Raw genomic sequence first — 20452 nt, 5'->3', positions numbered from 1 at the left:
GCGTACGCCTCCTGCGCGCCGTCCCGTACGCCGTGCGCGACGGCAGCCGCCCCCTGGAACTCGACCTGTGGCTCCCCGGCGAACCGGCCGCCGGCCCACCGCCCGTGATCCTCTTCGTCCACGGCGGCGCCTGGCGCACCGGGTTGCGCGACGACCTCGGCCCACGCTTCCGCGACTGGCGGCCCGGCCCCTTCGCCCGCCTCGTCCGGGCCGGGTTCGCCGTCGCCTGCCCCGACTACCGGCTCAGCGGCGAAGCCGTCTTCCCGGCCCCACTGGGCGACCTGACGGCGGCGCTGGCCTGGCTGCGCACCCGCGCCGCCGAGCTCGGCATCGACGCGGAACGGGCGGTCGCCTGGGGCGAGTCGGCGGGCGGCCACCTCGCCGCGCTGCTCGCCCTCACCGCCGCGCCGGCCGCCCTGCGCGGCTGCGTCGTCTGGTACGGCCCCGCCGACCTCACCGCCGCGCCCCCGCACACCCCGGAGGCGGCACTGCTCGGCGCCCCCGCCGCCGACGTCCCGGACCGCGCCCGCGCAGCCAGCCCCGTCTCCCGAGTCGCGCCCCGCGCGCCGCCCTGCCTGATCCTGCACTGAGCCGAGGACACCGTCGTCCCCGCCGCACAGGGAGAGGCACTCGCCTCCGCACCGCGCGCGGTGGGCACGGAGGCCGGCTTCCGGGCCGTCCCGGCGCCGACCACGTGTGGACCGGGGCGGCCGAACCGGACGTGGAGGACTGCTTCACCGCCTCCCTCGACTTCGTGCGCGGCCGGACCGGGTGATAGAAGCGGGCATGAGCAACTTGCCCTGCCCCGTGCCGCCGAAGCGCCTCCGTCCCGGCGGCAGCCGATGACCGCCGGCATCGATACCCCGGACCGCCGGGGCCGCACCGGACTCGACCGGGCCGGCCGGGACCTGACCGGCAACCCCCGGGTCAGGGTCCGGGACGTACGGCTCCTCTCCAGCCACTGGTACGTCGAACGCACCACGACCTTCGACTTCCGGCGAGCCGACGGCACTTGGAGCACCCAGGAGCGCGAGACCCACGACCGCGGCAACGGCGCCACCGTCCTGCTCTACGACGCGGCACGCGAAACCGTGCTGCTCACCCGCCAGTTCCGCCTCCCCGTCTACGTCAACGGCCACCCCGACGGCATGCTGATCGAGACACCCGGCGGGCTGCTCGACGACGAGGACGAGCACCCCGAGGTCGCCGTGCGGCGCGAGGTCGTCGAGGAGACCGGGCACACCGTCGGCGAGGTCCGGCACGTCTTCGACGTCTACATGAGCCCCGGCTCGGTCACCGAACGCGTCAGCTTCTACGCCGCCGCCTACGGCCCCGCCACCCGCACCCACGAGGGCGGTGGCCTGGACGAGGAGGCGAGGACATCGAGACCCTCGAACTGCCCTTCCGCCGGGCCCTGGAGATGATCCGCACCGGCCAGATCGCCGACGCGAAGACCATCATGCTGCTCCAGTGGGCGGCGCTGGACGGCCCGTTCGCCCGCCCTGCCGGAAAGGGCTGACGCCGAAGCCGCTTGACTTGAAGTGCACTTCAAACTGAAGACTCCCTCTCGTGCCCGGACGACCGGGTACGAAGGGGAGGAACACCATGAAGTACCGCACCATCGGCACCGACCCGGCCCACCGTCGTGAGGTGAGCGTGCTCGCGCTCGGCGCGATGCTGTTCGGCTCGCTGACCGACGAGAAGACCTCCTTCGCCGTCCTCGACCGCTATGTCGAGGCCGGCGGCAACTTCATCGACACGTCCGACAACTACGCCTTCTGGACGGACGGCGGCCAGGGCGGCCAGAGCGAGGAACTCCTCGGCCGCTGGCGGCGCAGCCGCGGTGTCGGTGACGAGATCGTCATCGCCACCAAGCTCGGCGCCCGCCCTTTGGCCCCCGGCACCAGCTACACCGACAACCCCGAGGGCCTGTCGGCCAAGGTGATCCGCGAGGCCGCGGACCGCAGCCGCGACCGGCTCGGCGTGGACAAGCTGGACCTGCTGTACGCGCACATCGACGACCACACCGTGCCGCAGCGCGAGACCGTCGAGGCGTTCGGTGAACTCGTCGCGGAGGGCACGGTCGGACTGCTCGGCGTCAGCAACCAGGCGATGTGGCGCGTGGAGCGGGCCCGCGCCCTCGCCGCCGCGGCCGCACTGCCCGGCTACGAGGTGCTCCAGTACCAGCACAGCCACCTGCGTCCCCGCTTCGACGTGCCCGGCGACTTCTCCCCGGACGGCAGCCTCGGCCACGCCGGCGCGGAACTGCTCGGCTACCTGCGGGCCGAGCCCGCCCTGACCCTGGTCGCCTACTCACCCCTCCTGGCCGGCGCCTACGACCGCGACGACAAGCCGCTGCCCCCGGACTACGACCACCCGGGCACCCCGGCCCGGCTCGCGGTGCTCCGCGACATCGCCCAGGAGACCGGCGCCACCGTGGGCCAGGTCGTCCTCGCCTGGCAGATCGGCGCCGAACTGCCGATCGTCCCGCTCGCCGGCGCGTCGTCGGTGGCGCAGCTGGCGGAGAACCTGGCCGCCGTGGACCTGGACCTCACCCCGGACCAGCGGACCCGCCTGGACACGGTCCACTGACCCCGGGAAAGGCACCGGTGGCCCCGGGAAAAGCACTGGCCCGGTCCGAGCCCGGCGACTAGCCTCGCCGGGCGTGGACACCGGCGACCCCAAGGACATCGTGCGGCGCGGATACGACGCCGTGGCGGCGCGCTACGACGAGGCGTACGGCGACGGCACCAAGTACGGGTCCTGGCTCGACGACCTGCGTCGGCAGCTCCCGGCCGGCGGCACGGTCCTGGACCTCGGCTGCGGCGGCGGCGTACCGGTCGCCCGAGTGCTGACCGACGCCGGGCACCCGGTGACCGGCGTCGACATCAGTGACGTGCAGATCCGCCGGGCGCGCGAACGGGTGCCAGGCGCCGTGTTCCACCGCGCCGACCTCACGGACGTCGACTTCGAGCCCGGCTCCTTCGACGCGGTGGTCTGCTTCTACGCCCTCATCCACCTCCCACTCACCGAACAGCCGCCGCTGCTGCGCCGGATCGCCGGCTGGCTGCGCCCCGGAGGCAGGTTCGTCGCCACCACCGGGCACGGCGCGTGGACCGGCGTCCAGGAGGACTGGCTCGGTGGCGGCGCCCCCATGTGGTGGAGCCACACGGACGCCGCCGGATACCGGAAGTGGATCAGCCTGGCCGGGCTGACCGTCGAACACGAGGAGTACGTCCCGGAGGGCGACGTCGGACACACCCTGTTCCGGGCCCGCCGACCGCTGCGGGCAGGCACCTAGCACTCAACTCCTCACCAGCAGCTGGAAGTCGAACGCGTACCGGGACGCGCGGTATATGTGCGTCCCGTATTCGACCGGCCGCCCGGTGTCGTCGTACGCCGTGCGCTGCATGGTCAGCAGTGCGGCGCCCTCCTTCTCGTCCAGGCGGTCCGCCTCCTCGCGGGTGGCCGAGCGGGCGCCCACCGTCTGGCGGGCGCTGTGCAGGGTGATGCCGGACGCGCGCATCATCCGGTACAGGCCGGTCGACTCCAGCCGGGCGTCGTCGAGGTCCAGCAGCGTCGTCGGCAGGTAGTTGCACAGCAGCGCCACCGGCTGGCCGTGGGTCAGGCGCAGCCGCTCCAGGACGGTGACCTCGCCGCCCTCCGCGATGCCGAGGGCCGCCGCCACGTCGGCCGGGGCGGGCACGCACTCGTTGCGTACCACCCGTGTGGTGGGCCCCTGACCGGCCGCCTCCAGGTCGTCGTAGAGACTGCTCAGCTCCAGGGGGCGCTTGACCTGGCTGTGCACCACCTGCGTGCCGACCCCGCGCCGTCGGACCAGTAGTCCCTTGTCGACCAGGGACTGGATGGCCTGGCGGACGGTCGGCCGGGACAGGCCGAGGCGGACGGAGAGGTCCACCTCGTTGCCCAGCAGGTTGCCCGGGGCGAGGACGCCGTGTTCGATCGCCGCCTCCAACTGCTGGGCGAGCTGGTAGTACAGCGGCACCGGACTGCCCCGGTCCAGGGCGAAGTCCAGGGTGCTGAGCGCGGGGGCGGTCACGGCACGTGCGGGGTCGCCGGTCTTCGCCATGGACGTACCTCCCTTGCGTAGGTGGCGGGGCGTCATAGGTGGCGGCCCGTCAGAGGTGGCGGCGGCGGTCGGCTACGGCGCGTTCGTACTCCGCGCGGGCGTCGGTGGCGGCCGCGCGGGCGGACACCTCGGCCACCGGCACGTCCCACCAGGCCTCGGCCGGGGGAGCGGTCGGCGGCGCCGGGTCGGTCTCCACGTACACGCAGATCGGACGGTCCGCCGAGCGGGCCGCCCGCAGGGCCTCGCGCAGTTCCCCCACCGTCTTGGCGCGCAGTACGTCCATGCCGAGGCTGGCCGCGTTGGCGGCGAGGTCGACGGGGAGCGGGGCGCCGGTGAAGGTGCCGTCGGCGGCGCGGTGGCGGTAGTCGGTGCCGAAGCGCTCGGCGCCGACCGACTCGGACAGGCCGCCGATGGAGGCGTAGCCGTGGTTCTGGACCAGGACCAGCTTGACCGGCAGGTTCTCCTGCACGGCGGTGACGATCTCCGTCGGGTTCATCAGGTACGTGCCGTCGCCGACCAGGGCCCACACCGGGGTGCCGGGCGCGGCCTGCTGGACGCCGAGCGCGGCCGGGATCTCGTAACCCATGCAGGAGTAGCCGTACTCCAGGTGGTACTGGCGGGGGGAGCGGGCCCGCCAGAGTTTGTGCAGGTCGCCGGGGAGCGAGCCGGCCGCGTTGATCACCACGTCCTCGGCGCCGACGACCGCGTCCAGCGCGCCCAGCACCTGCGTCTGGGTCGGCACGGCGCTGTCGTCGTCGGCGCGGTAGGCCGCCTCCACCGTCTCGTCCCAGCGTGTCTTGCCGGCGCGGTACTCGGCCTCGTACGACGCGGCCACCCGGTGGCCGGACAGTGCCTCCGCCAGCGCCGTGAGCCCGGTCCGGGCGTCGCAGACCAGGGTGCGGGCGGCGAGCTTGTGAGCGTCGAAGGCGGTGATGTTGAGGTTCAGGAAGCGGACGTCCGGGTGCTGGAAGAGGGTGCCGGAGGCCGTGGTGAAGTCCGAGTAGCGGGTGCCGACCCCGATCACCAGGTCCGCCGTGCGGGCGAGGTCGTCGCTGACGGCGGTGCCGGTGTGGCCGATGCCGCCCAGGTCGGCCGGGTGGTCGTGGCGCAGCGCGCCCTTGCCGGCCTGCGTGGAGGCGACGGGGATGCCGGTGGCCTTCACCAGGGCTACGAGGGCCTCTTCCGCCTCGCTGTGGTGGATGCCGCCGCCCGCGACGATCAGTGGGCGCTCGGCGGCCCGGACCGCCCGCACCGCATCGGTCAGCTCCACCGGGTCGGGCGCCGGACGCCGTACCCGCCAGACCCGGTCGGCGAAGAACTCCTCCGGCCAGTCGTACGCCTCCGCCTGTACGTCCTGGGGCAGCGCGAGGGTGACCGCGCCGGTCTCGGCCGGGTCGGTGAGCACGCGCATCGCCTGGAGGGCGGAGGCGATGAGAGCCTCGGGGCGGGTGACGCGGTCGAAGTAGCGGGAGACGGGGCGCAGGGTGTCGTTGACGGACACGTCGGCCTCGCTCGGGTGCTCCAGCTGCTGGAGCAGCGGGTCGGCGGCGTGCGAGGCGAAGTAGTCGCCGGGGAGGAGCAGGACCGGGAGGCGGTTGATCGTGGCCAGGGCGGCGCCGGTGACCAGGTTGGTGGCGCCGGGGCCGATCGACGTCGTCACCGCTTGCGCGGACAGCCGGTTGAGCTGTCGCGCGTGGCCGACGGCCGCGTGTACCATGGCCTGTTCGCTGCGGCCCTGGTGGTACGGCATGACGTCGGCGTACTCGACGAGGGCCTGGCCGAGGCCGGCCACGTTGCCGTGGCCGAAGATGCCCCAGGTGCCCGCGATCAGGCGGTGCCGTACACCGTCGCGTTCGGTGTGCTGGGCGGCCAGGAAGCGCACCAGGGCCTGGGCGGTCGTCAGTCGGCGGGTGGCGGCGCTCATGCGGACCTCTCCGGTGCTGTGTAGAGGGGGAGTCGGGGGTCGACGGGCCGGTCCGCCCAGGTGTCGCGGATCCAGGCGTGGTCGGGGTGGTCGCAGATCAGCCAGGCGCGTTCGGCCTCCGGGCCCGCCATGACGTTGAGGTAGTACATGTGGTGGCCGGGGACGGCCATCGACGGTCCGTGCCAGCCGTCGGGGATGAGGACCACGTCGCCGTCGCGGACCTCGGCCAGCACGTCCGTGCCCTGCCCCCGGCCGGACGGGGAGACCCGCTGGTAACCGAGGCCGGGGGTGCCCTCGTGGTCCGCGAACTCGAAGTAGTAGATCTCCTCCAGTACCGACTCCTCGCCGGGGCGGTGCTCGTCGTGCTTGTGCGGCGGGAAGGAGGACCAGTTGCCGCCCGGGGTGATGACCTCGACCGCGATGAGTTTGTCGCACTCGAACACCCCGGCCGCACCGAAGTTGTTGACCTGCCGCGAGCAGTTCCCCGTGCCCCTCAGCTCCACCGGAACCGACGACGCCGGGCCGTAGCGGCTGGGCAGGCGGCGGGTGCAGCGGGCGCCGGTGAGGGCGAAGCGGCCACCGCCGGTGGAGGTGACGGTCGTGCGGGCGTCGCGCGGTACGTACGCGAAGTCGCTGACGCCGCTGAACACGTCGGCGCGGCCGGTGAGTTCGAAGGTGTCCTGGCCGAAGTCGTCGGCGGTGGCGACCGTGCAGCCGCCGCTGAGCGGGAGGACGATCCACTCGCTGTCGCCGCTGTCGAAGGTGTGGGAGCCGCCGGGCGGCAGGTCGAGTACGCGCAGGGCGGAGTGGCCCCAGCCTGCCTTCTCGGGCGTCACGTCCACGGCGTAGGCGCCGCTCGCCGCCTTGCCCGCCGAAAGGTGGTACGTCATCTCCTCGTCCTCTCCTGGTAGGTCACAGCAGTCCGACGGCCGTGTCCACCGCCTGCTCCACGCTGCCCTCGGCCGGGTAGAGCAGCGAGCGGCCGACGACCAGGCCCTGCACGGTGGGCAGCCGCAGGGCCTTGCGCCAGCGTTCGTAGGCGGCGACCTGGTCCGCGGGGGAGCCCCCTATGTCACCGCCGAGCAGGACGGCGGGCAGGGTGGAGGTCTCCAGGACCTCGCCCATGTCGTCCGGGTCGTGGGTGACGGGCAGTTTCAGCCAGGTGTAGGCGGAGGTGCCGCCCAGGCCCGAGGCGATGGCGACGGACCGGGTGACCGCCTCGGCGGACAGGTCGTTGCGGACCCGGCCCTCGACGCGGCGGGAGATGAACGGCTCCACGAAGACGGGCAGTTCACGCTCGGCCATGGCGTCGACCGCGCGGGCGGTGGACTCCATGGTGGCCAGCGAACCGGGGTCGTCGTAGTCGATGCGCAGCAGCAGCTTGCCCGCGTCGAAGCGCAGGCGGGCGATGTCCTCGGCGCGGTGGCCGGTGAAGCGGTCGTCCATCTCGAAGGCGGCGCCCGCGAGGCCGCCGCGGTTCATCGAGCCCATGACGACCTTGTTCTCCAGCACCCCGAGGAGCAGCAGGTCCTCCAGCACGTCGGCGGTGGCGAGCACCCCGTCGACGCCGGGCCGGGACAGCGCGGTGCACAGGCGCTCCAGCAGGTCGGCCCGGTTGGCCATGGCGAGCCGGCGGTCGCCGACGCCGAGCGCTCCGCGCGCCGGATGGTCGGCGGCCACGATCATCAGGCGGCCGGAGCCGCCGATCAGCGGGCGGCGTACCCGGCGGGCCGCCGCCTCGGCGATCGCCTCCGGATGCCGGGCTCTGACCGCGGTGAGGTCGGGGATGCTGAGGGACAAGGCGTTGCTCCGTTCAGGGAGTGGCTCGCGCGAGGAGGTCGTCGACCTCCGCCTCGGTGGGCATCGCGGAGGAGCAGGCGAGACGGGAGGCGACGAGGGCGCCGGCCGCGTTGGCGTACCGCATGGTCCGCGCCAGCTCCCAGCCGGAGAGCAGACCGTGGCAGAGCGAGCCGCCGAACGCGTCGCCCGCGCCGAGGCCGTTGACGACCTCGACCGGCACCGGCTCCACCTCGGCCGTCCGGCCGTCGCGGTGCACGGCGAGGACCCCCTTCGGGCCCTGCTTGACGACGGCCAGCTCCACACCGGCCGCCAGGAGCGCCTCGGCGCAGGCGTGCGGCTCGCGTACGCCCGTGGCGATCTCGCACTCGTCGAGGTTGCCGACCGCGACGGTCGCGTGCCGCAGCGCCTCGGCGTAGTACGGGCGGGCCTGGTCGGGGTCGGCCCAGAACATCGGGCGCCAGTCCAGGTCGAAGACCGTGGTGCCGGCCTTGGCGCGGTGGGCGAGGGCGGCCAGGGTCGCCGTACGGCTCGGTTCCTCGCTCAGCCCCGTGCCGGTGATCCAGAAGACGGCGGCCGCGCGGATCGCGTCGAGGTCCAGCTCCTCCGGGTGGATCTCCAGGTCGGGGGCCTTGGGGCGGCGGTAGAAGTACAGGGGGAAGTCGTCCGGCGGGAAGATCTCGCAGAAGGTGACGGGGGTCGGGTAGGCGGCGACCGGGGTGACCCAGCGGTCGTCGACGCCGAACTCCCCGAGTGCCTGATGCAGATAGCCGCCGAACGGGTCGTCGCCCGTGCGGGTGATGACGGCCGTGCGGCGGCCGAGACGTGCGGCGGCGACCGCCACGTTGGCGGCCGAACCGCCGAGAAACTTGCCGAAGGTCTCAACCTCCGCCAGGGGTACACCCGTCTGCAAGGGATAGAGATCGACCCCGATGCGGCCCATCGTGATCAGATCGAAACGCGGGACTGACTCGGCCATGTGCGACGCTCCTCGGGCTGGGCGGGGGCCTGCCGCCTCCCAGGTGTATGACTCCGAGGCGACCGTGTCAATACTTTGTACTTACATTCGGACCTGCGAGTGAAATGATGTCTTGACAAAGTATTGACAGCGGGCGTCCCAAGGACTTGTATCCGGTCCCAGCGCAACAGCCGTTCTTCTCTGGTCTGGCACACGGCTCCCCCGTCGCACAGTCGCACAGTGAGGTGCAGGAAAGATGGACCGCTCTTCGCACGCCCGCTCCCGCAGATTCGCCCCCGCCGTGGCCCTCGCCGCCGCCGCGGCCCTCACCCTCGCCGGCTGCTCCAGCGGCTCCGGGGGCAAGAAGGCCGACGAGGAAGGGGACTCGGGCGCCTCCGCGGGCAAGGCGAACACCCCCCGCATGACCGTCGCCCTGGTCACCCACCAGGCGCCCGGCGACACCTTCTGGGACATCGTCCGCAAGGGCGCCGAGGCGGCCGCCGCCAAGGACAACATCAAGCTCGTCTACTCCGCCGACCCGAACGCGGGCAACCAGGCCAACCTGGTGCAGAACGCGATCGACCAGAAGGTCGACGGCATCGCCGTCACCCTCGCCAAGCCGGACGCCCTCCGCGGCGTCCTCGGCAAGGCCGAGAAGGCCGGCATACCCGTCGTCGGCCTCAACTCCGGTCTGGCGGACTGGAAGAAGCTCGGCCTGATGTCGTTCTTCGGGCAGGACGAGACCGTGGCCGGCGAGGCGCTCGGGAAGCGGCTGAACGAGGACGGCGCCAAGAAGGCCATCTGCGTGATCCACGAGCAGGGCAACGTCGGTCTCACCCAGCGCTGCGACGGCGTGAAGAAGACCTTCGAGGGCTCCATCGAGAACCTCTACGTCAACGGCACCGACATGCCGTCGGTGAAGTCGACCATCACCGCCAAGCTCAAGCAGGACGGCGACATCGACCGCCTCGTCACGCTCGGCGCCCCGTTCGCCATGACCGCCGTGCAGTCGGTGGACGAGACCGGCAGCGAGGCGAAGATCGCCACTTTCGACCTCAACAAGCAGCTGACCGGCGCCATCGAGAAGGGCGACATCGAGTTCGCCGTCGACCAGCAGCCCTACCTCCAGGGCTATCTGGCGGTCGACGGCATGTGGCTCTACAAGAACAACGGCAACTACAGCGGCGGCGGTGAGCAGCCGGTGCTGACCGGCCCGGCCTTCGTCGACAAGTCCAACGTGAAGGCCGTCGCCGAGTTCGCCGCGAAGGGCACCCGGTGATGAGCATGACCCAACAGGCTGAACCGGCGGTGACCACACCGCCGGTCCCCGGCCCGGGGCAGACCGACGGACGGACCCGGCAGCGCTCGCTGGCGCTGCGGCTGCTCGCCCGGCCGGAGGTCGGGGTCTTCCTCGGCGCCGTCGCCGTGTTCGTGTTCTTCCTGATCGCCGCCCCCTCGCTGCGCGACGGCAGCTCCATGGCGACGGTCCTGTACCAGTCGTCCACCATCGGCATCATGGCGCTGCCCGTCGCCCTGCTGATGATCGGCGGCGAGTTCGACCTGTCGGCCGGTGTCGCCGTCATCACCTCGGCGCTCACCGCCAGCATGCTCAGCTACCAGCTGACCATGAACGTCTGGATGGGCGTGATCGTCGCCCTCGCCGTCTCCCTCGCCGTCGGCGCGTTCAACGGCTGGGTGCTGATGAAGACCGGCCTGCCGAGCTTCCTGGTGACGCTCGGCACCTTCCTCATCCTCCAGGGCGTCAATCTCGCGGTCACCAAGCTGGTCACCGGCAACGTCGCCACCGACGACATCAGCGACATGGACGGCTTCGACCAGGCCAAGGCCCTCTTCGCCTCGTCCTTCGACGTCGGCGGCGTACAGGTGAAGATCACGGTCGTGTGGTGGCTCGTCTTCGCCGCCCTGGCCACATGGGTGCTGCTGCGCACCAAGTACGGCAACTGGATCTTCGCGGTCGGCGGCAACAAGGACAGCGCACGCGCGGTCGGCGTCCCCGTCGCCTTCACGAAGATCACGCTGTTCATGCTGGTCGGCTTCGGCGCCTGGTTCGTCGGCATGCACCAGCTGTTCTCCTTCAACACCGTGCAGTCCGGTGAGGGCGTCGGCCAGGAGCTGATCTACATCGCCGCGGCGGTGATCGGCGGCTGTCTGCTCACCGGCGGCTACGGCTCCGCCATCGGCCCGGTCTTCGGCGCCTTCATGTTCGGCATGGTGAACCAGGGCATCGTCTTCGCCGGCTGGAACCCCGACTGGTTCAAGGCCTTCCTCGGCGTGATGCTCCTCGGCGCCGTCCTCATCAATCTGTGGGTCCGCCGCGCGGCGACCCGGAGGTGATCGGAAAATGACCAGCAAGACCGCCGGCACCCACGGGGCCGTCCTCGCGGACACCGCGCCCGAGACCGACCGGCCGATCGTCCGACTGCGCGGCGCCGGCAAGGCCTACGGCAACATCCGCGCCCTGCACGGCGTCGACCTCGCGGTCCACCCCGGCCGGGTGACCTGCGTGCTCGGCGACAACGGCGCCGGCAAGTCCACCCTCATCAAGATCATCTCCGGGCTCCACCAGCACACCGAGGGCGAGTTCCTCGTCGACGGTGAGGCCGTGCGCTTCACCACCCCGCGTGACGCCCTCGCCCGGGGCATCGCCACCGTCTACCAGGACCTCGCCACCGTGCCCCTGATGCCGGTGTGGCGCAACTTCTTCCTCGGCTCCGAGATGACCAAGGGCCCCTGGCCCGTGCGCCGACTCGACATCGCCCGCATGAAGCGGACCGCAGACGAGGAACTGCGCAACATGGGCATCGTCCTGGACGACCTGGAGCAGCCCATCGGCACGCTCTCCGGCGGCCAGCGCCAGTGCGTCGCCATCGCCCGCGCCGTCTACTTCGGCGCCCGCGTCCTCATCCTCGACGAGCCCACCGCCGCCCTCGGCGTCAAGCAGTCCGGGGTAGTCCTCAAGTACGTCGCCGCCGCCCGGGAACGCGGCCTCGGCGTCATCTTCATCACCCACAACCCCCACCACGCGTACATGGTCGGCGACCACTTCAGCGTGCTGCGCCTGGGCACCCTGGAACTCAGCGCCGCCCGCGCCGACATCACCCTCGAAGAACTCACCAACCACATGGCGGGCGGTGCCGAACTCGCCGCCCTCAAGCACGAACTGGCGCAGGTCGGCGGGGTCGACGTGGAGGCGCTCCCGGACGCGGAGCCGGACGTTCCCGCGGCCGACACCGCCGGGCCCGACACCGCCGCGCCCGATACCGGGGCCCCGGACTCCGCGGCGCCCGACTCCGCGATACCGGACCCCGCGGCGCCCGACTCCGCGGCACCGGACTCCGCAGCGCTCGACTCCGCGGCACCCGACTCCGCCGCATCCGCCGAAGGGAAGGCCTGACATGCCCGCTGCCCTCGACCGCATCCGCGTCGGCTCGGCCCCCGACTCCTGGGGCGTCTGGTTCCCCGACGACCCCCGGCAGGTGCCCTGGGAGCGTTTCCTGGATGAGGTCACCGAGGCCGGCTACGAGTGGATCGAGCTGGGCCCGTACGGCTATCTCCCCACCGACCCGGCCCGGCTCACCGACGAGGTGGCCCGGCGCGGCCTCAAGGTCTCCGCGGGCACCATCTTCTGCGGCCTGCACCGCGGCCCCTCGGAATGGGACGCCACCTGGGAGCAGGTCAGCCGTGTCGCCGCCCTGACCCGGGCCATGGACGCGAAGCACCTCGTCGTCATCCCGTCGTTCTGGCGCGACGACAAGACCGCCGAGATCCTGGAGCCGCCGGAGCTGACCGGCGAGCAGTGGGCGCACCTGACCAAGGGCATGGAACGCCTCGGCCACGAGGTGCGGGAGACCTACGGCCTCGACATCGTCGTCCACCCGCACGCCGACACCCATATCGACACCGAGCAGCACGTCGAGCGCTTCCTCGACTCCACCGACTCCGACCTGGTCAACCTCTGCCTCGACACCGGCCACTACGCCTACTGCGGCGGCGACAGCGTCAAGCTGATCGAGACGTACGCCGAGCGCATCGGCTACCTGCACCTCAAGCAGGTCGACCCGGAGATCCTCGCCGAGGTGCGGGCGGGCGGGGTGCCGTTCGGGCCGGCCGTGCAGCGCGGGGTGATGTGCGAACCGCCCACCGGCGTACCCGAGCTGGGCCCGGTGCTCACGGCGGCCCAGAAACTGGGCGTGGACCTGTTCGCCATCGTCGAGCAGGACATGTACCCCTGCGAGCCCGACAAGCCCCTGCCCATCGCCGTCCGCACCCGCAGGTTCCTGCGCTCCTGCGGCGCCTGAGACGCCGAGACGGCTGAGACGCCGAGACACCTGGGACCGAGGCTGCCGACCGCGCCGGCGGGGCGGGTACCGCCGGCGCGCCGCCCGGCGGGCCGTTGTCAGTGGCGCGCGCTAGCGTGCACAGCACTGGCACTTCGTCCCGTTCCGGGAGGCAGTCATGTCCTCACGTCTCAACCCCTATCTCAGCTTCGACGGCGATGCCCGACAGGCGATGGAGTTCTACGAGCAGGTGTTCGGCGGCACGCTGGCGCTGAACACCTTCGGTGCGTCCGGCATGTCCGACAGCCCTGACGCCGACAAGATCATGCACGGCATGCTGGAGACACCGAGCGGCTTCACCCTGATGGGCGCCGACACCCCGCCCGGCATGGAGCACAGCCCGGGGAACACCTTCTCGGTGAGTCTCAGCGGCGACGACGAGACCGAGCTGCGCGGCTACTGGGAGCAGCTCTCCGCCGGCGGCTCCGTCGCCGTGCCGCTGGAGAAGCAGATGTGGGGCGACGTCTTCGGCATGTGCACGGACCGGTTCGGCGTCCCCTGGATGGTGAACATCAGCGAGCCGGCGAGCTGATCGCGCGGCCCGCCGGCCCGCACGCCCGCCGGCCCGCACGCCCGGCTCACCCCCGCCGTACCTCGTCGATCGTCACCGGCCGGTGCTCGTGCAGCGACAGCGTGCAGGCCTCGGCGATCCAGCCCGCCTCCAGCGCGTCCTCGATCGTGCAGGGGGACGTGCGGTCACCGGCGACGACCTTGGTGAACGCGGTGAGTTCGGCGCGGTAGGCGGCGGTGAAGCGGTCCATGAAGAAGTCGTGCGGAGTGCCGGCCGGGAAGGTCACGCCGGGCTCGACCGAGCGCAGCGGCAGCTTGTCCTCCAGGCCGACGGCGATGGAGTCCGCGAAACCGTGGATCTCCATGCGGACGTCGTGACCACGCGCGTTGTGGCGGCTGTTGGAGACCACGGCGATCGTGCCGTCGTCCAGGGTGAGAACCGCTCCGGTGGTGTCGGCGTCGCCCGCGTCCTTGATGAAGTCGGCGCCGCGGTTGCCGCCGACGGCGTACACCTCGGTCACCTCGCGGCCGGTCACCCAGCGGATGACGTCGAAGTCGTGCACCGAGCAGTCGCGGAAGATGCCGCCGGAGGCGGCGATGTACGCGGCGGGCGGCGGCGCGGGGTCCAGCGTGGTGGACCGCACGGTGTGCAGCTTGCCCAGCTCACCGCCCCGTACGGCCGCCCGCGCGGCGACGAACCCGGCGTCGAACCGGCGGTTGTAGCCGATCTGGATCGGCACGTCCCGTCCAGCGACCGCCTTGAGCACCTCGACGCCCTCCGCCATGGTGCGGGCGACGGGCTTCTCGCAGAAGACGGGGACGCCGGCCTCGACGGCGGCCAGGATCAACCCCGGGTGGGCGTCGGTCGCCGCCGCGATCACCACTGCGTCCACCCCGGCGGCCAGCACCGCCTCGGGGGAGTCCGCGACCTCGGCGCCGAACCGCTCGGCGGCGGCCTTCGCGGCGTCCGCGAACGGGTCGGCGACGACCAGCGAGTCGACGGACTCGAGTCCGGAGAGGGTCTCGGCGTGAAAGGCGCCGATGCGGCCGAGGCCGAGGATTCCGATGCGCATGTGCTCCGCTGCTCCCTGTGTGTGGTTGCGGTGGTGCGGACTCAGTCCAGGCCACCGAGGACGTTCTGGTCCCAGTCGATCACCGAGCCCGTGACCACCCCGGACCGGTCCGACAGCAGCAGGACCACGAAGTCGGCGATGTCGTCCGGTTGCCCGAGCTTTCCCATCGGCAGCCGGGCGGCGGCCTCCTCGCGCCAGTCGTCCCGGCACCGTGGAAGGCGCGCTGGGTCGCGTCCTCGCCCTCGGTCGCCGTCCAGCCGATGTTCAGGCCGTTGATCCGCACCCGGTCCCAGCGGTGCGCGTGCGCGGCGTTCCGGGTGAGACCCACCAGCCCCGCCTTCGCGGCGACGTACGGCGCGAGGAACGGCTGCCCACCGTGCGCCGAGGACGTGATGATGTTGACGACGGTGCCGGGAGCGCCCCGGCCCACCATGTCCGCGACCGCCGCCTGCATCGCGAAGAACGGCGCCTTGAGGTTGATCGCGATGTGCTGGTCGAACAGCTCGGGAGTCGTGTCCAGCAGCGTCCCCCGGGAGGTCAGCCCCGCCGAGTTCACCAGGCAGTCGACACGGCCGTACGCCTCCACCACCCGGGCCACACAGGCCTTCGCCTGCTCCGCGTCCGCCAGGTCGGCCCGTACGAACATCGCCCTGCCGCCCGCCGCCGCCAGCTCGGCCACCAGGGCGTCACCGGGCCCCGGGCGCCGCCCGGTGACGGCCACGACGGCGCCCTCGCGGACGGCGGCCCGCGCGATGGCGGCGCCGACGCCCTGGCTTCCGCCGTTGACCAGGACGACCTTGCCGTCGAGAAGTCCCCTCACGCCCGTCACATCCCTCAGCTCTCTCGGCGTTCCCGGCCGGCCCGCAGTACCTCGCGCAGTGCCTCCGGCGTCCACTCTTCGCGCAGCGCCCGCCGTACGACGTCCGCCTGGGAGGGCGGGGCCAGACCGTCGACCGGCGGATCGCTGTCGAGGTTGGTGGGGAAGGGGTAGCCCTCGGCGCTCGCGGCGACCACGTTCTCCAGCCACCGCTCGCCCACGCCCTCGGCCCGGCGCTCGAGCAGCACCGGGTAGACGGCGTTCGCCACCGCCTCCCGGTCCACGGTCTCCATGGCGCGGCCGAACGCGGAGGAGATCTGGAGCAGGTTGGCCATACGACGGATGCCCGCGGAGCGGTTGGTGCCGGCCGCGTGGAAGAGCGCGGGGTTGAAGAAGACCGCGTCGCCCTTGGCGAGGGGCAGTTGGACGTGGTGCGCCTCGAAGTAGGCCCGGAAGTCCGGGAGCCGCCAGGCCAGGTAGCCCGGTTCGTACTTCTGGGAGTGCGGCAGGTACATCGTGGGCCCCGACTCCACGGGCATGTCGCGGTGCGCGACCGCGCCCTGCAGCGTGAGCACGGGGGAGAGGCGGTGCACGTGCGCCGGGTAGGCGGCGGCGACCTCGTTCGAGAGGAAGCCGAGGTGGTAGTCGCGGTGCACGGTCTGGGCCGTGCCGCCCGGGTTGACCACGTTGATCTGGGAGGTGACCTGGTAGCCGGGGCCGAGCCAGGCCCGGGCGACCAGGGCCAGCGCGTCGTTGGCGTAGTAGTCGGCGAAGGCCTCGGCGTCGTGCAGGGCCGCCTTCTCCAGGGCGTTCCACACCCGGTCGTTGGCCCCGGGCGCCGCGAAGTGGTCGCCGGCGGTGGTGCCGGAGGCGCGCTGCTCGGCGATCAGGGCGTCGAACACGGCGGTGGCCCGGTCGACGACCGACGGGTCCGGGAACGCGCCCTCGATGACGACGATGCCGGGGCCGTCGGCGAGGGCGTGGACCAGCTCGGCCGCCGTCTCGCGGTCGTCGCGCAGTCGGTCGGCCTCGTAGAGCGGGACGTTCCGCTCCACGGCGCGGGCCCATGGATGGTCGGCGGGATCGGTGGGCTGCTCGACGAGTGCGCGGAACGTGTCGAGGTCGCAGTCCCGCTCGGACAGCCAGGCGCGGCGGGAGGGGACGGGGGGCAAGGACATCGTCGTCCTTTCGGGGGCCGGGGGCCGGGGGACGGTAGCCGGGGGGACGGGGTACGAAAAATGCGGCGCGAGAGCGCCGACGAGTGTGGGGGGCGGCGGGCCTGGCGGCACTTCTGCGCGTTGCCAGCGGGCGTCTGCGGGCGCCTGCCCCTGTTTGCCGGGGCGTTCCGCCCTCACCCCTCCGGTCGGACCTCGACCCAGGCGCCGCGCTCGGCCGACCGCGCCATCGCGTCCAGTACGGCCGCGCTGTGCACCGCGTCCGGCAGCGTGGCGCCGTGCGGGGTGCCCTCCGCGATCGAGCGCAGGAAGCGGTGGGCCTCCACCACCTTGAGGTCGTCGTAGCCCATGGCGTTCGCCGCGCCCGGCTGGAAGGCGGCGAACTCGCCGTGCGCGGGGCCGACGTAGACGGTGCTGACCGGCTCGTCCTGGTACTCCGTGCCGCGGCTGACGCCCAGTTCGTTCATGCGGCGGAAGTCCCAGAACACCGCGCCCTTGGTGCCGTGCACCTCGAAGCCGTAGTTGTTCTGCTCGCCGACCGAGACCCGGCAGGCCTCCAGGACACCGCGGGCGCCGGAGGCGAAGCGCAGCAGACAGCTGACGTAGTCCTCGTTCTCGACCGGGCCCGGCTCGCCGCCCGCGGCCCGGGAGTGTCCGGCGGTGGCGGCGGCCGGGCGGGCTCGCTCGGGCAGGAAGATCGCCGTGTCGGCGGTCAGCGACGCGATGTCGCCGAGCAGGAAGCGGGCCAGGTCGGCACCGTGCGAGGCCAGGTCGCCGAGGACGCCGCTGCCGCCGCGCTCCCGCTCGTAGCGCCAGGTCAGCGCGGACTCGGGATGGGCCGCGTAGTCGCTGAAGAGACGGATTCGGACATGCGTGACGGTGCCGATCTCCCCGGAGGAGATCAGCTCGCGGGCGGCCTCGACGGCGGGCGCGTTGCGGTAGTTGAAGCCGACCGCGCCCTGGACACCGGCCTTGGCGACCGCGTCCGCCACCGCACGGGCGTCGTCGGCGGTCAGGCCGACCGGCTTCTCGATCCAGATGTGCTTGCCGGCCTCGGCCATCGCGACGGCGATCTCGCGGTGCAAGAAGTTCGGGGCGGTGATGCTGACCGCCTCCACCCTCGGGTCGGCGGCGACGTCGCGCCAGTCCCGCGTCGTCGACGTGAACCCGAACTGCGCTGCGGCCTCCTCCGCCCGCCCCGGCACCTCCTCGGCGACCGTCACCAGTTCCGGGCGCAGGGCGAGCTGCGGATAGTGGTGCCGGACACGGGCGTACGCCTGGGTGTGCACCCGGCCCATCCAGCCGAAACCGACGACGGCGACACCCAGCGCGTCCACCATGAAAGCCCCTCTTCGGACCGGTCCCTGCTCTGTCCCGCCCACCCTCGGCGCAGCGGAGGCATCATGTCAACCTTTTGACAGGACAAAGGTCCGGAGGATGGGTGGTCGCCGGGGGCGCTACCCGATGTTGATCGCGTACGCCTTGCGCAGCGTCTCGTGCACCGTCCACGTCGTACGGTCGCCCTCGCGCAGCACGGCCAGGTCGCCCGGCCCCACGGTCAGCGTCGGGCCGCCCTCCACCTCGATCGTGGCCGACCCGCTGAGTACGACGAACATCTCGTCCGCCTCGGTGTCGGTGACGACGCCCGGGGTGATCTGCCAGATGCCGCGCACCTGCCGGCCGTCCGCCGACTCCCAGACCACCTTGCCGGTCACCTCCGGGTTGCCGGACACGATCTGCGCGGGGGAGAGGGGCTCGGGTACGAGCTCGGCGTCGGGGACGCGGACAACGAAGCTGTGGGTCATGCCGTGACGCTAACCGGGGCGCACGGTACCCCGGGGGCGACAGGGTGTGGTGTATCCGGCGGGGCACGCGGACACTTCGTCGCGCCGTACGACGGCCAGAACGCGGCTTCCGGCGTCGGCGTGCGAACCGGTACCCGCCCGGAGCCGGGCAGGGCGCCGATCGGTAGCGTGGCGATCATGGTGGAGTGGACACTTCGGCAGGCCTCGACGCCGGACGTGAAAGCCGTCGCCGAGTTGCGGGCCGTGGTACTGCGGGCGGACCTGGAACGCCTCGGCCGGTACGACGAGCAGCGGGTACGGCAACGGCTGAGGGACGGATTCGACCGGACGCACACCTGGGTGATCGAGGTGGCGGGCGAGTTCGCCGGCTGCGTGGCGCTGCGGCCGGCCGAGGACGCCCGGTGGTTGGAGCACTTCTACCTCGCCCCGAGCCTCCAGGGCGCGGGCATCGGCTCGGCCGTGCTCCGCGCGCTGCTGGCCCGGTGCGACCGCGGCGGCGACCTCGTCCGGTTGAACGTGCTGCGGGGCAGTGCGGCCCGACGGCTGTACGAGCGGCACGGGTTCACCGTCGAGACCGAGGACCCCGTGGACGTGTTCATGGTGCGCGAGCCGGTCCGGACCTGACCGATGGCGGAAGCGCGCGCCGGGCCCGCGGTGGAGAACCCGAGCCCGCTCGCCCGATCGCGGTTCACCGCCCCCGGCGCGACAACCAGGCCGCGGTGACCGCGCCGGAGACGTTGTGCCAGACGGAGAACACCGCGGCCGGCAGGGCGGCCAGCGGGCTGAAGTGGGCGGTGGCCAGGGACGCCGCGAGGCCGGAGTTCTGCATGCCGACCTCGAAGGCCATGGCACGGCTCGCCGGTTCGCCGAGCCGGCCGATCCGGCCCGCGCCGTAACCGAGCGCCAGCCCGAGGCCGTTGTGCAGCACCACCGCGACGAACACCAGCCCCGCGGCCGACTTGATCGCGTCGGCGCTGCCCGCCACCACCACCGCCACGATCACCGAGATCGTCAGCGCGGACAGCCAGGGCAGCGCCGGCAGCGCCCGCTCCACGTACCGCCCCGCCAGCAGCCGTACGGCCAGGCCCGCGAGGACCGGGAGCAGCACCGTCTTGAGGATGTCGGTGACCATGGACCCGGCGTCCACCGGGAGGTACTCGCCGGCCAGCAGCAGCGTCAGTGGCGGGGTGACCAGCGGCGCGACGAGCGTCGAGACGGTCGCGACGGAGACCGACAGGGCGACGTCACCCCGCGCCAGGTACGTCACCACGTTGGAGGCCGTGCCGCTGGGCGCGCAGCCGACGAGGATCACGCCGGCGGCGAGTTGCGGGGGAAGGTCGAGCAGGTGGGCGATGGCCCAGCCGAGCCCCGGCATGATGACGTAGTGCGCGACCAGCCCGAGGGCCACCGCCCAGGGACGCTTGACGACTCCGCGGAAGTCCTCCGGGGTCATGGTGATGCCCATGCAGAACATCACGACGCCCAGCAGGTACGGCACCGACTCGCTCCACCCGGTGAAACTCCCGGGGAGCAGCAGGCCGAGGGCGCCGGCCGCGAGGACGAGGATCGGGAAGACGGTCACGGCACGCCGCGCGGAGCGGTCGCCGGTGGCGTCGTTGCTGAGATGTTCGGGTCGTTCGGTTCGCACCGTGCGAGGTAACGCCTGGCGGGCGGTGTGACGCAACGCCGTCTCGCGATGTGATCATCGGGCGATTCGCATGTGGGACGGTCCGCTCGGGCGAGGCCCGGCCGGAGTGGGCGAACGCGCCGAGGCACTCGGTCCGCCCGTGGATGGGGTAGGCTTGACCAGCGCGATCACCCACGAAGTGGGCCGCGCACCGGGACGTGGCGCAGCTTGGTAGCGCACTTGACTGGGGGTCAAGGGGTCGCAGGTTCAAATCCTGTCGTCCCGACTTGCGTTTTTCGCAGGTCGTAGGCCGTTTCC

19 protein-coding genes, 1 tRNA gene and 2 pseudogenes are annotated in these 20452 nt (G+C 72.3%); 11 read left to right on the top strand and 11 right to left on the bottom strand.

Annotation, left to right across the window (positions count from 1 at the left end):
• The 4 genes and pseudogenes from ACFCZF_RS32980 to ACFCZF_RS32965 all read left to right on the top strand — a co-directional run.
• Positions 1-590 (top strand): alpha/beta hydrolase fold domain-containing protein (locus tag ACFCZF_RS32980; protein ID WP_376674756.1); only part of this gene is annotated, 590 nt, incomplete at its 5' end.
• Between the two features lie 252 nt (positions 591-842).
• Positions 843-1519: pseudogene (locus tag ACFCZF_RS32975) on the top strand (NUDIX domain-containing protein).
• An 86-nt stretch (positions 1520-1605) separates the two neighbouring features.
• A complete protein-coding gene (locus ACFCZF_RS32970; RefSeq protein WP_376674755.1) occupies positions 1606-2592 on the top strand; it encodes an aldo/keto reductase in 987 nt (328 codons plus the stop codon).
• Positions 2593-2665: 73 nt separating this feature from the next.
• Positions 2666-3301 (top strand): class I SAM-dependent methyltransferase, encoded by a 636-nt coding sequence (locus tag ACFCZF_RS32965; RefSeq protein ID WP_376674754.1) that lies wholly within the window; start codon positions 2666-2668, stop codon positions 3299-3301.
• 3 nt (positions 3302-3304) lie between these two features.
• Here the strand turns inward: ACFCZF_RS32965 and ACFCZF_RS32960 are convergent, their stop codons facing one another.
• The 5 genes from ACFCZF_RS32960 to iolC are packed head-to-tail and all read right to left on the bottom strand — an operon-like array spanning position 3305 to position 8790.
• Positions 3305-4090: a GntR family transcriptional regulator gene (locus ACFCZF_RS32960; protein WP_376674753.1), complete on the bottom strand. Its 786-nt coding sequence runs from the start codon at positions 4088-4090 to the stop codon at positions 3305-3307.
• A gap of 49 nt (positions 4091-4139) precedes the next feature.
• Positions 4140-6014: a 3D-(3,5/4)-trihydroxycyclohexane-1,2-dione acylhydrolase (decyclizing) gene (gene iolD, locus ACFCZF_RS32955; RefSeq protein ID WP_376674752.1), complete on the bottom strand. Its 1875-nt coding sequence runs from the start codon at positions 6012-6014 to the stop codon at positions 4140-4142.
• Complete coding sequence (gene iolB, locus ACFCZF_RS32950; RefSeq protein ID WP_376674751.1) at positions 6011-6904, bottom strand: 5-deoxy-glucuronate isomerase; 894 nt, start codon at positions 6902-6904, stop codon at positions 6011-6013. The genes iolD and iolB overlap by 4 nt, the downstream gene beginning before the upstream one ends.
• A gap of 22 nt (positions 6905-6926) precedes the next feature.
• Positions 6927-7814 (bottom strand): deoxyribose-phosphate aldolase, encoded by an 888-nt coding sequence (locus tag ACFCZF_RS32945; protein WP_376674750.1) that lies wholly within the window; start codon positions 7812-7814, stop codon positions 6927-6929.
• A 13-nt stretch (positions 7815-7827) separates the two neighbouring features.
• On the bottom strand, positions 7828-8790 hold the full coding sequence (gene iolC / locus ACFCZF_RS32940) for a 5-dehydro-2-deoxygluconokinase (RefSeq protein WP_376674749.1): 963 nt from the start codon (positions 8788-8790) through the stop codon (positions 7828-7830).
• Positions 8791-9025: 235 nt separating this feature from the next.
• Here iolC and ACFCZF_RS32935 point away from each other — a divergent pair, with 235 nt between their 5' ends.
• The 5 genes from ACFCZF_RS32935 (at position 9026) to ACFCZF_RS32915 (ending at position 13659) form a co-directional block, all read left to right on the top strand.
• Positions 9026-10048: a sugar ABC transporter substrate-binding protein gene (locus ACFCZF_RS32935; RefSeq protein ID WP_376674748.1), complete on the top strand. Its 1023-nt coding sequence runs from the start codon at positions 9026-9028 to the stop codon at positions 10046-10048.
• The gene (locus ACFCZF_RS32930) at positions 10048-11124 is read left to right on the top strand and encodes an ABC transporter permease (protein WP_376674747.1); all 1077 of its coding nucleotides are present in this window, start codon (positions 10048-10050) and stop codon (positions 11122-11124) included. The genes ACFCZF_RS32935 and ACFCZF_RS32930 overlap by 1 nt, the downstream gene beginning before the upstream one ends.
• A 7-nt stretch (positions 11125-11131) precedes the next feature.
• On the top strand, positions 11132-12184 hold the full coding sequence (locus ACFCZF_RS32925; RefSeq protein WP_376674746.1) for an ATP-binding cassette domain-containing protein: 1053 nt from the start codon (positions 11132-11134) through the stop codon (positions 12182-12184).
• A 1-nt stretch (position 12185) separates the two neighbouring features.
• Entirely contained in the window at positions 12186-13088 is a 903-nt protein-coding gene (locus ACFCZF_RS32920) for a sugar phosphate isomerase/epimerase family protein (protein WP_376674745.1), read from the top strand.
• Between the two features lie 157 nt (positions 13089-13245).
• Positions 13246-13659, top strand: coding sequence for a VOC family protein (locus tag ACFCZF_RS32915; protein ID WP_376674744.1), 414 nt, complete (start codon positions 13246-13248; stop codon positions 13657-13659).
• A 46-nt stretch (positions 13660-13705) separates the two neighbouring features.
• On the opposite strand, the gene ACFCZF_RS32910 is transcribed toward ACFCZF_RS32915, so the two are convergent.
• From ACFCZF_RS32910 to ACFCZF_RS32890, 5 genes and pseudogenes are all read right to left on the bottom strand, one after another.
• On the bottom strand, positions 13706-14710 hold the full coding sequence (locus ACFCZF_RS32910) for a Gfo/Idh/MocA family oxidoreductase (protein ID WP_376674743.1): 1005 nt from the start codon (positions 14708-14710) through the stop codon (positions 13706-13708).
• Between the two features lie 41 nt (positions 14711-14751).
• Positions 14752-15530, bottom strand: a pseudogene (locus ACFCZF_RS32905) (SDR family oxidoreductase).
• A gap of 14 nt (positions 15531-15544) precedes the next feature.
• A complete protein-coding gene (locus tag ACFCZF_RS32900) occupies positions 15545-16705 on the bottom strand; it encodes a phytanoyl-CoA dioxygenase family protein (protein WP_376674742.1) in 1161 nt (386 codons plus the stop codon).
• A 173-nt stretch (positions 16706-16878) separates the two neighbouring features.
• A complete protein-coding gene (locus ACFCZF_RS32895; RefSeq protein WP_376674741.1) occupies positions 16879-18042 on the bottom strand; it encodes a Gfo/Idh/MocA family protein in 1164 nt (387 codons plus the stop codon).
• Positions 18043-18159: 117 nt separating this feature from the next.
• A complete protein-coding gene (locus ACFCZF_RS32890; protein ID WP_375920221.1) occupies positions 18160-18507 on the bottom strand; it encodes a cupin domain-containing protein in 348 nt (115 codons plus the stop codon).
• Positions 18508-18684: 177 nt separating this feature from the next.
• Between ACFCZF_RS32890 and ACFCZF_RS32885 the strand changes: the two genes are divergently transcribed.
• On the top strand, positions 18685-19131 hold the full coding sequence (locus ACFCZF_RS32885; RefSeq protein ID WP_376674740.1) for a GNAT family N-acetyltransferase: 447 nt from the start codon (positions 18685-18687) through the stop codon (positions 19129-19131).
• Positions 19132-19195: 64 nt separating this feature from the next.
• Here the strand turns inward: ACFCZF_RS32885 and ACFCZF_RS32880 are convergent, their stop codons facing one another.
• Positions 19196-20155, bottom strand: a complete 960-nt coding sequence (locus tag ACFCZF_RS32880) for a bile acid:sodium symporter family protein (RefSeq protein WP_376674739.1) — start codon at positions 20153-20155, stop codon at positions 19196-19198.
• Positions 20156-20346: 191 nt separating this feature from the next.
• Between ACFCZF_RS32880 and ACFCZF_RS32875 the strand changes: the two genes are divergently transcribed.
• Positions 20347-20420, top strand: a tRNA-Pro gene (locus ACFCZF_RS32875).
• The last annotated feature ends 32 nt before the right edge of the window (positions 20421-20452 follow it).

The sequence above is a fragment of the Streptomyces sp. NPDC056296 genome, assembly GCF_042268605.1.
Classification (GTDB): Bacteria; Actinomycetota; Actinomycetes; order Streptomycetales; family Streptomycetaceae; genus Streptomyces.
The sequence above is the reverse complement of the archived record's forward strand: the minus strand, read 5'-3'. Positions and strand labels throughout refer to the sequence as shown.

Excerpts from the sequence above, each read along its gene's own strand:
- ACFCZF_RS32970 (WP_376674755.1), top strand. The coding sequence starts at position 1,606 with ATGAAGTACCGCACCATCGGCACCGACCCGGCCCACCGTCGTGAGGTG.
- ACFCZF_RS32960 (WP_376674753.1), bottom strand. The coding sequence starts at position 4,090 with ATGGCGAAGACCGGCGACCCCGCACGTGCCGTGACCGCCCCCGCGCTC.
- iolD (WP_376674752.1), bottom strand. The coding sequence starts at position 6,014 with ATGAGCGCCGCCACCCGCCGACTGACGACCGCCCAGGCCCTGGTGCGC.
- iolB (WP_376674751.1), bottom strand. The coding sequence starts at position 6,904 with ATGACGTACCACCTTTCGGCGGGCAAGGCGGCGAGCGGCGCCTACGCC.
- iolC (WP_376674749.1), bottom strand. The coding sequence starts at position 8,790 with ATGGCCGAGTCAGTCCCGCGTTTCGATCTGATCACGATGGGCCGCATC.
- ACFCZF_RS32935 (WP_376674748.1), top strand. The coding sequence starts at position 9,026 with ATGGACCGCTCTTCGCACGCCCGCTCCCGCAGATTCGCCCCCGCCGTG.
- ACFCZF_RS32930 (WP_376674747.1), top strand. The coding sequence starts at position 10,048 with ATGAGCATGACCCAACAGGCTGAACCGGCGGTGACCACACCGCCGGTC.
- ACFCZF_RS32925 (WP_376674746.1), top strand. The coding sequence starts at position 11,132 with ATGACCAGCAAGACCGCCGGCACCCACGGGGCCGTCCTCGCGGACACC.
- ACFCZF_RS32920 (WP_376674745.1), top strand. The coding sequence starts at position 12,186 with ATGCCCGCTGCCCTCGACCGCATCCGCGTCGGCTCGGCCCCCGACTCC.
- ACFCZF_RS32915 (WP_376674744.1), top strand. The coding sequence starts at position 13,246 with ATGTCCTCACGTCTCAACCCCTATCTCAGCTTCGACGGCGATGCCCGA.
- ACFCZF_RS32910 (WP_376674743.1), bottom strand. The coding sequence starts at position 14,710 with ATGCGCATCGGAATCCTCGGCCTCGGCCGCATCGGCGCCTTTCACGCC.
- ACFCZF_RS32900 (WP_376674742.1), bottom strand. The coding sequence starts at position 16,705 with ATGTCCTTGCCCCCCGTCCCCTCCCGCCGCGCCTGGCTGTCCGAGCGG.
- ACFCZF_RS32895 (WP_376674741.1), bottom strand. The coding sequence starts at position 18,042 with ATGGTGGACGCGCTGGGTGTCGCCGTCGTCGGTTTCGGCTGGATGGGC.
- ACFCZF_RS32890 (WP_375920221.1), bottom strand. The coding sequence starts at position 18,507 with ATGACCCACAGCTTCGTTGTCCGCGTCCCCGACGCCGAGCTCGTACCC.
- ACFCZF_RS32885 (WP_376674740.1), top strand. The coding sequence starts at position 18,685 with ATGGTGGAGTGGACACTTCGGCAGGCCTCGACGCCGGACGTGAAAGCC.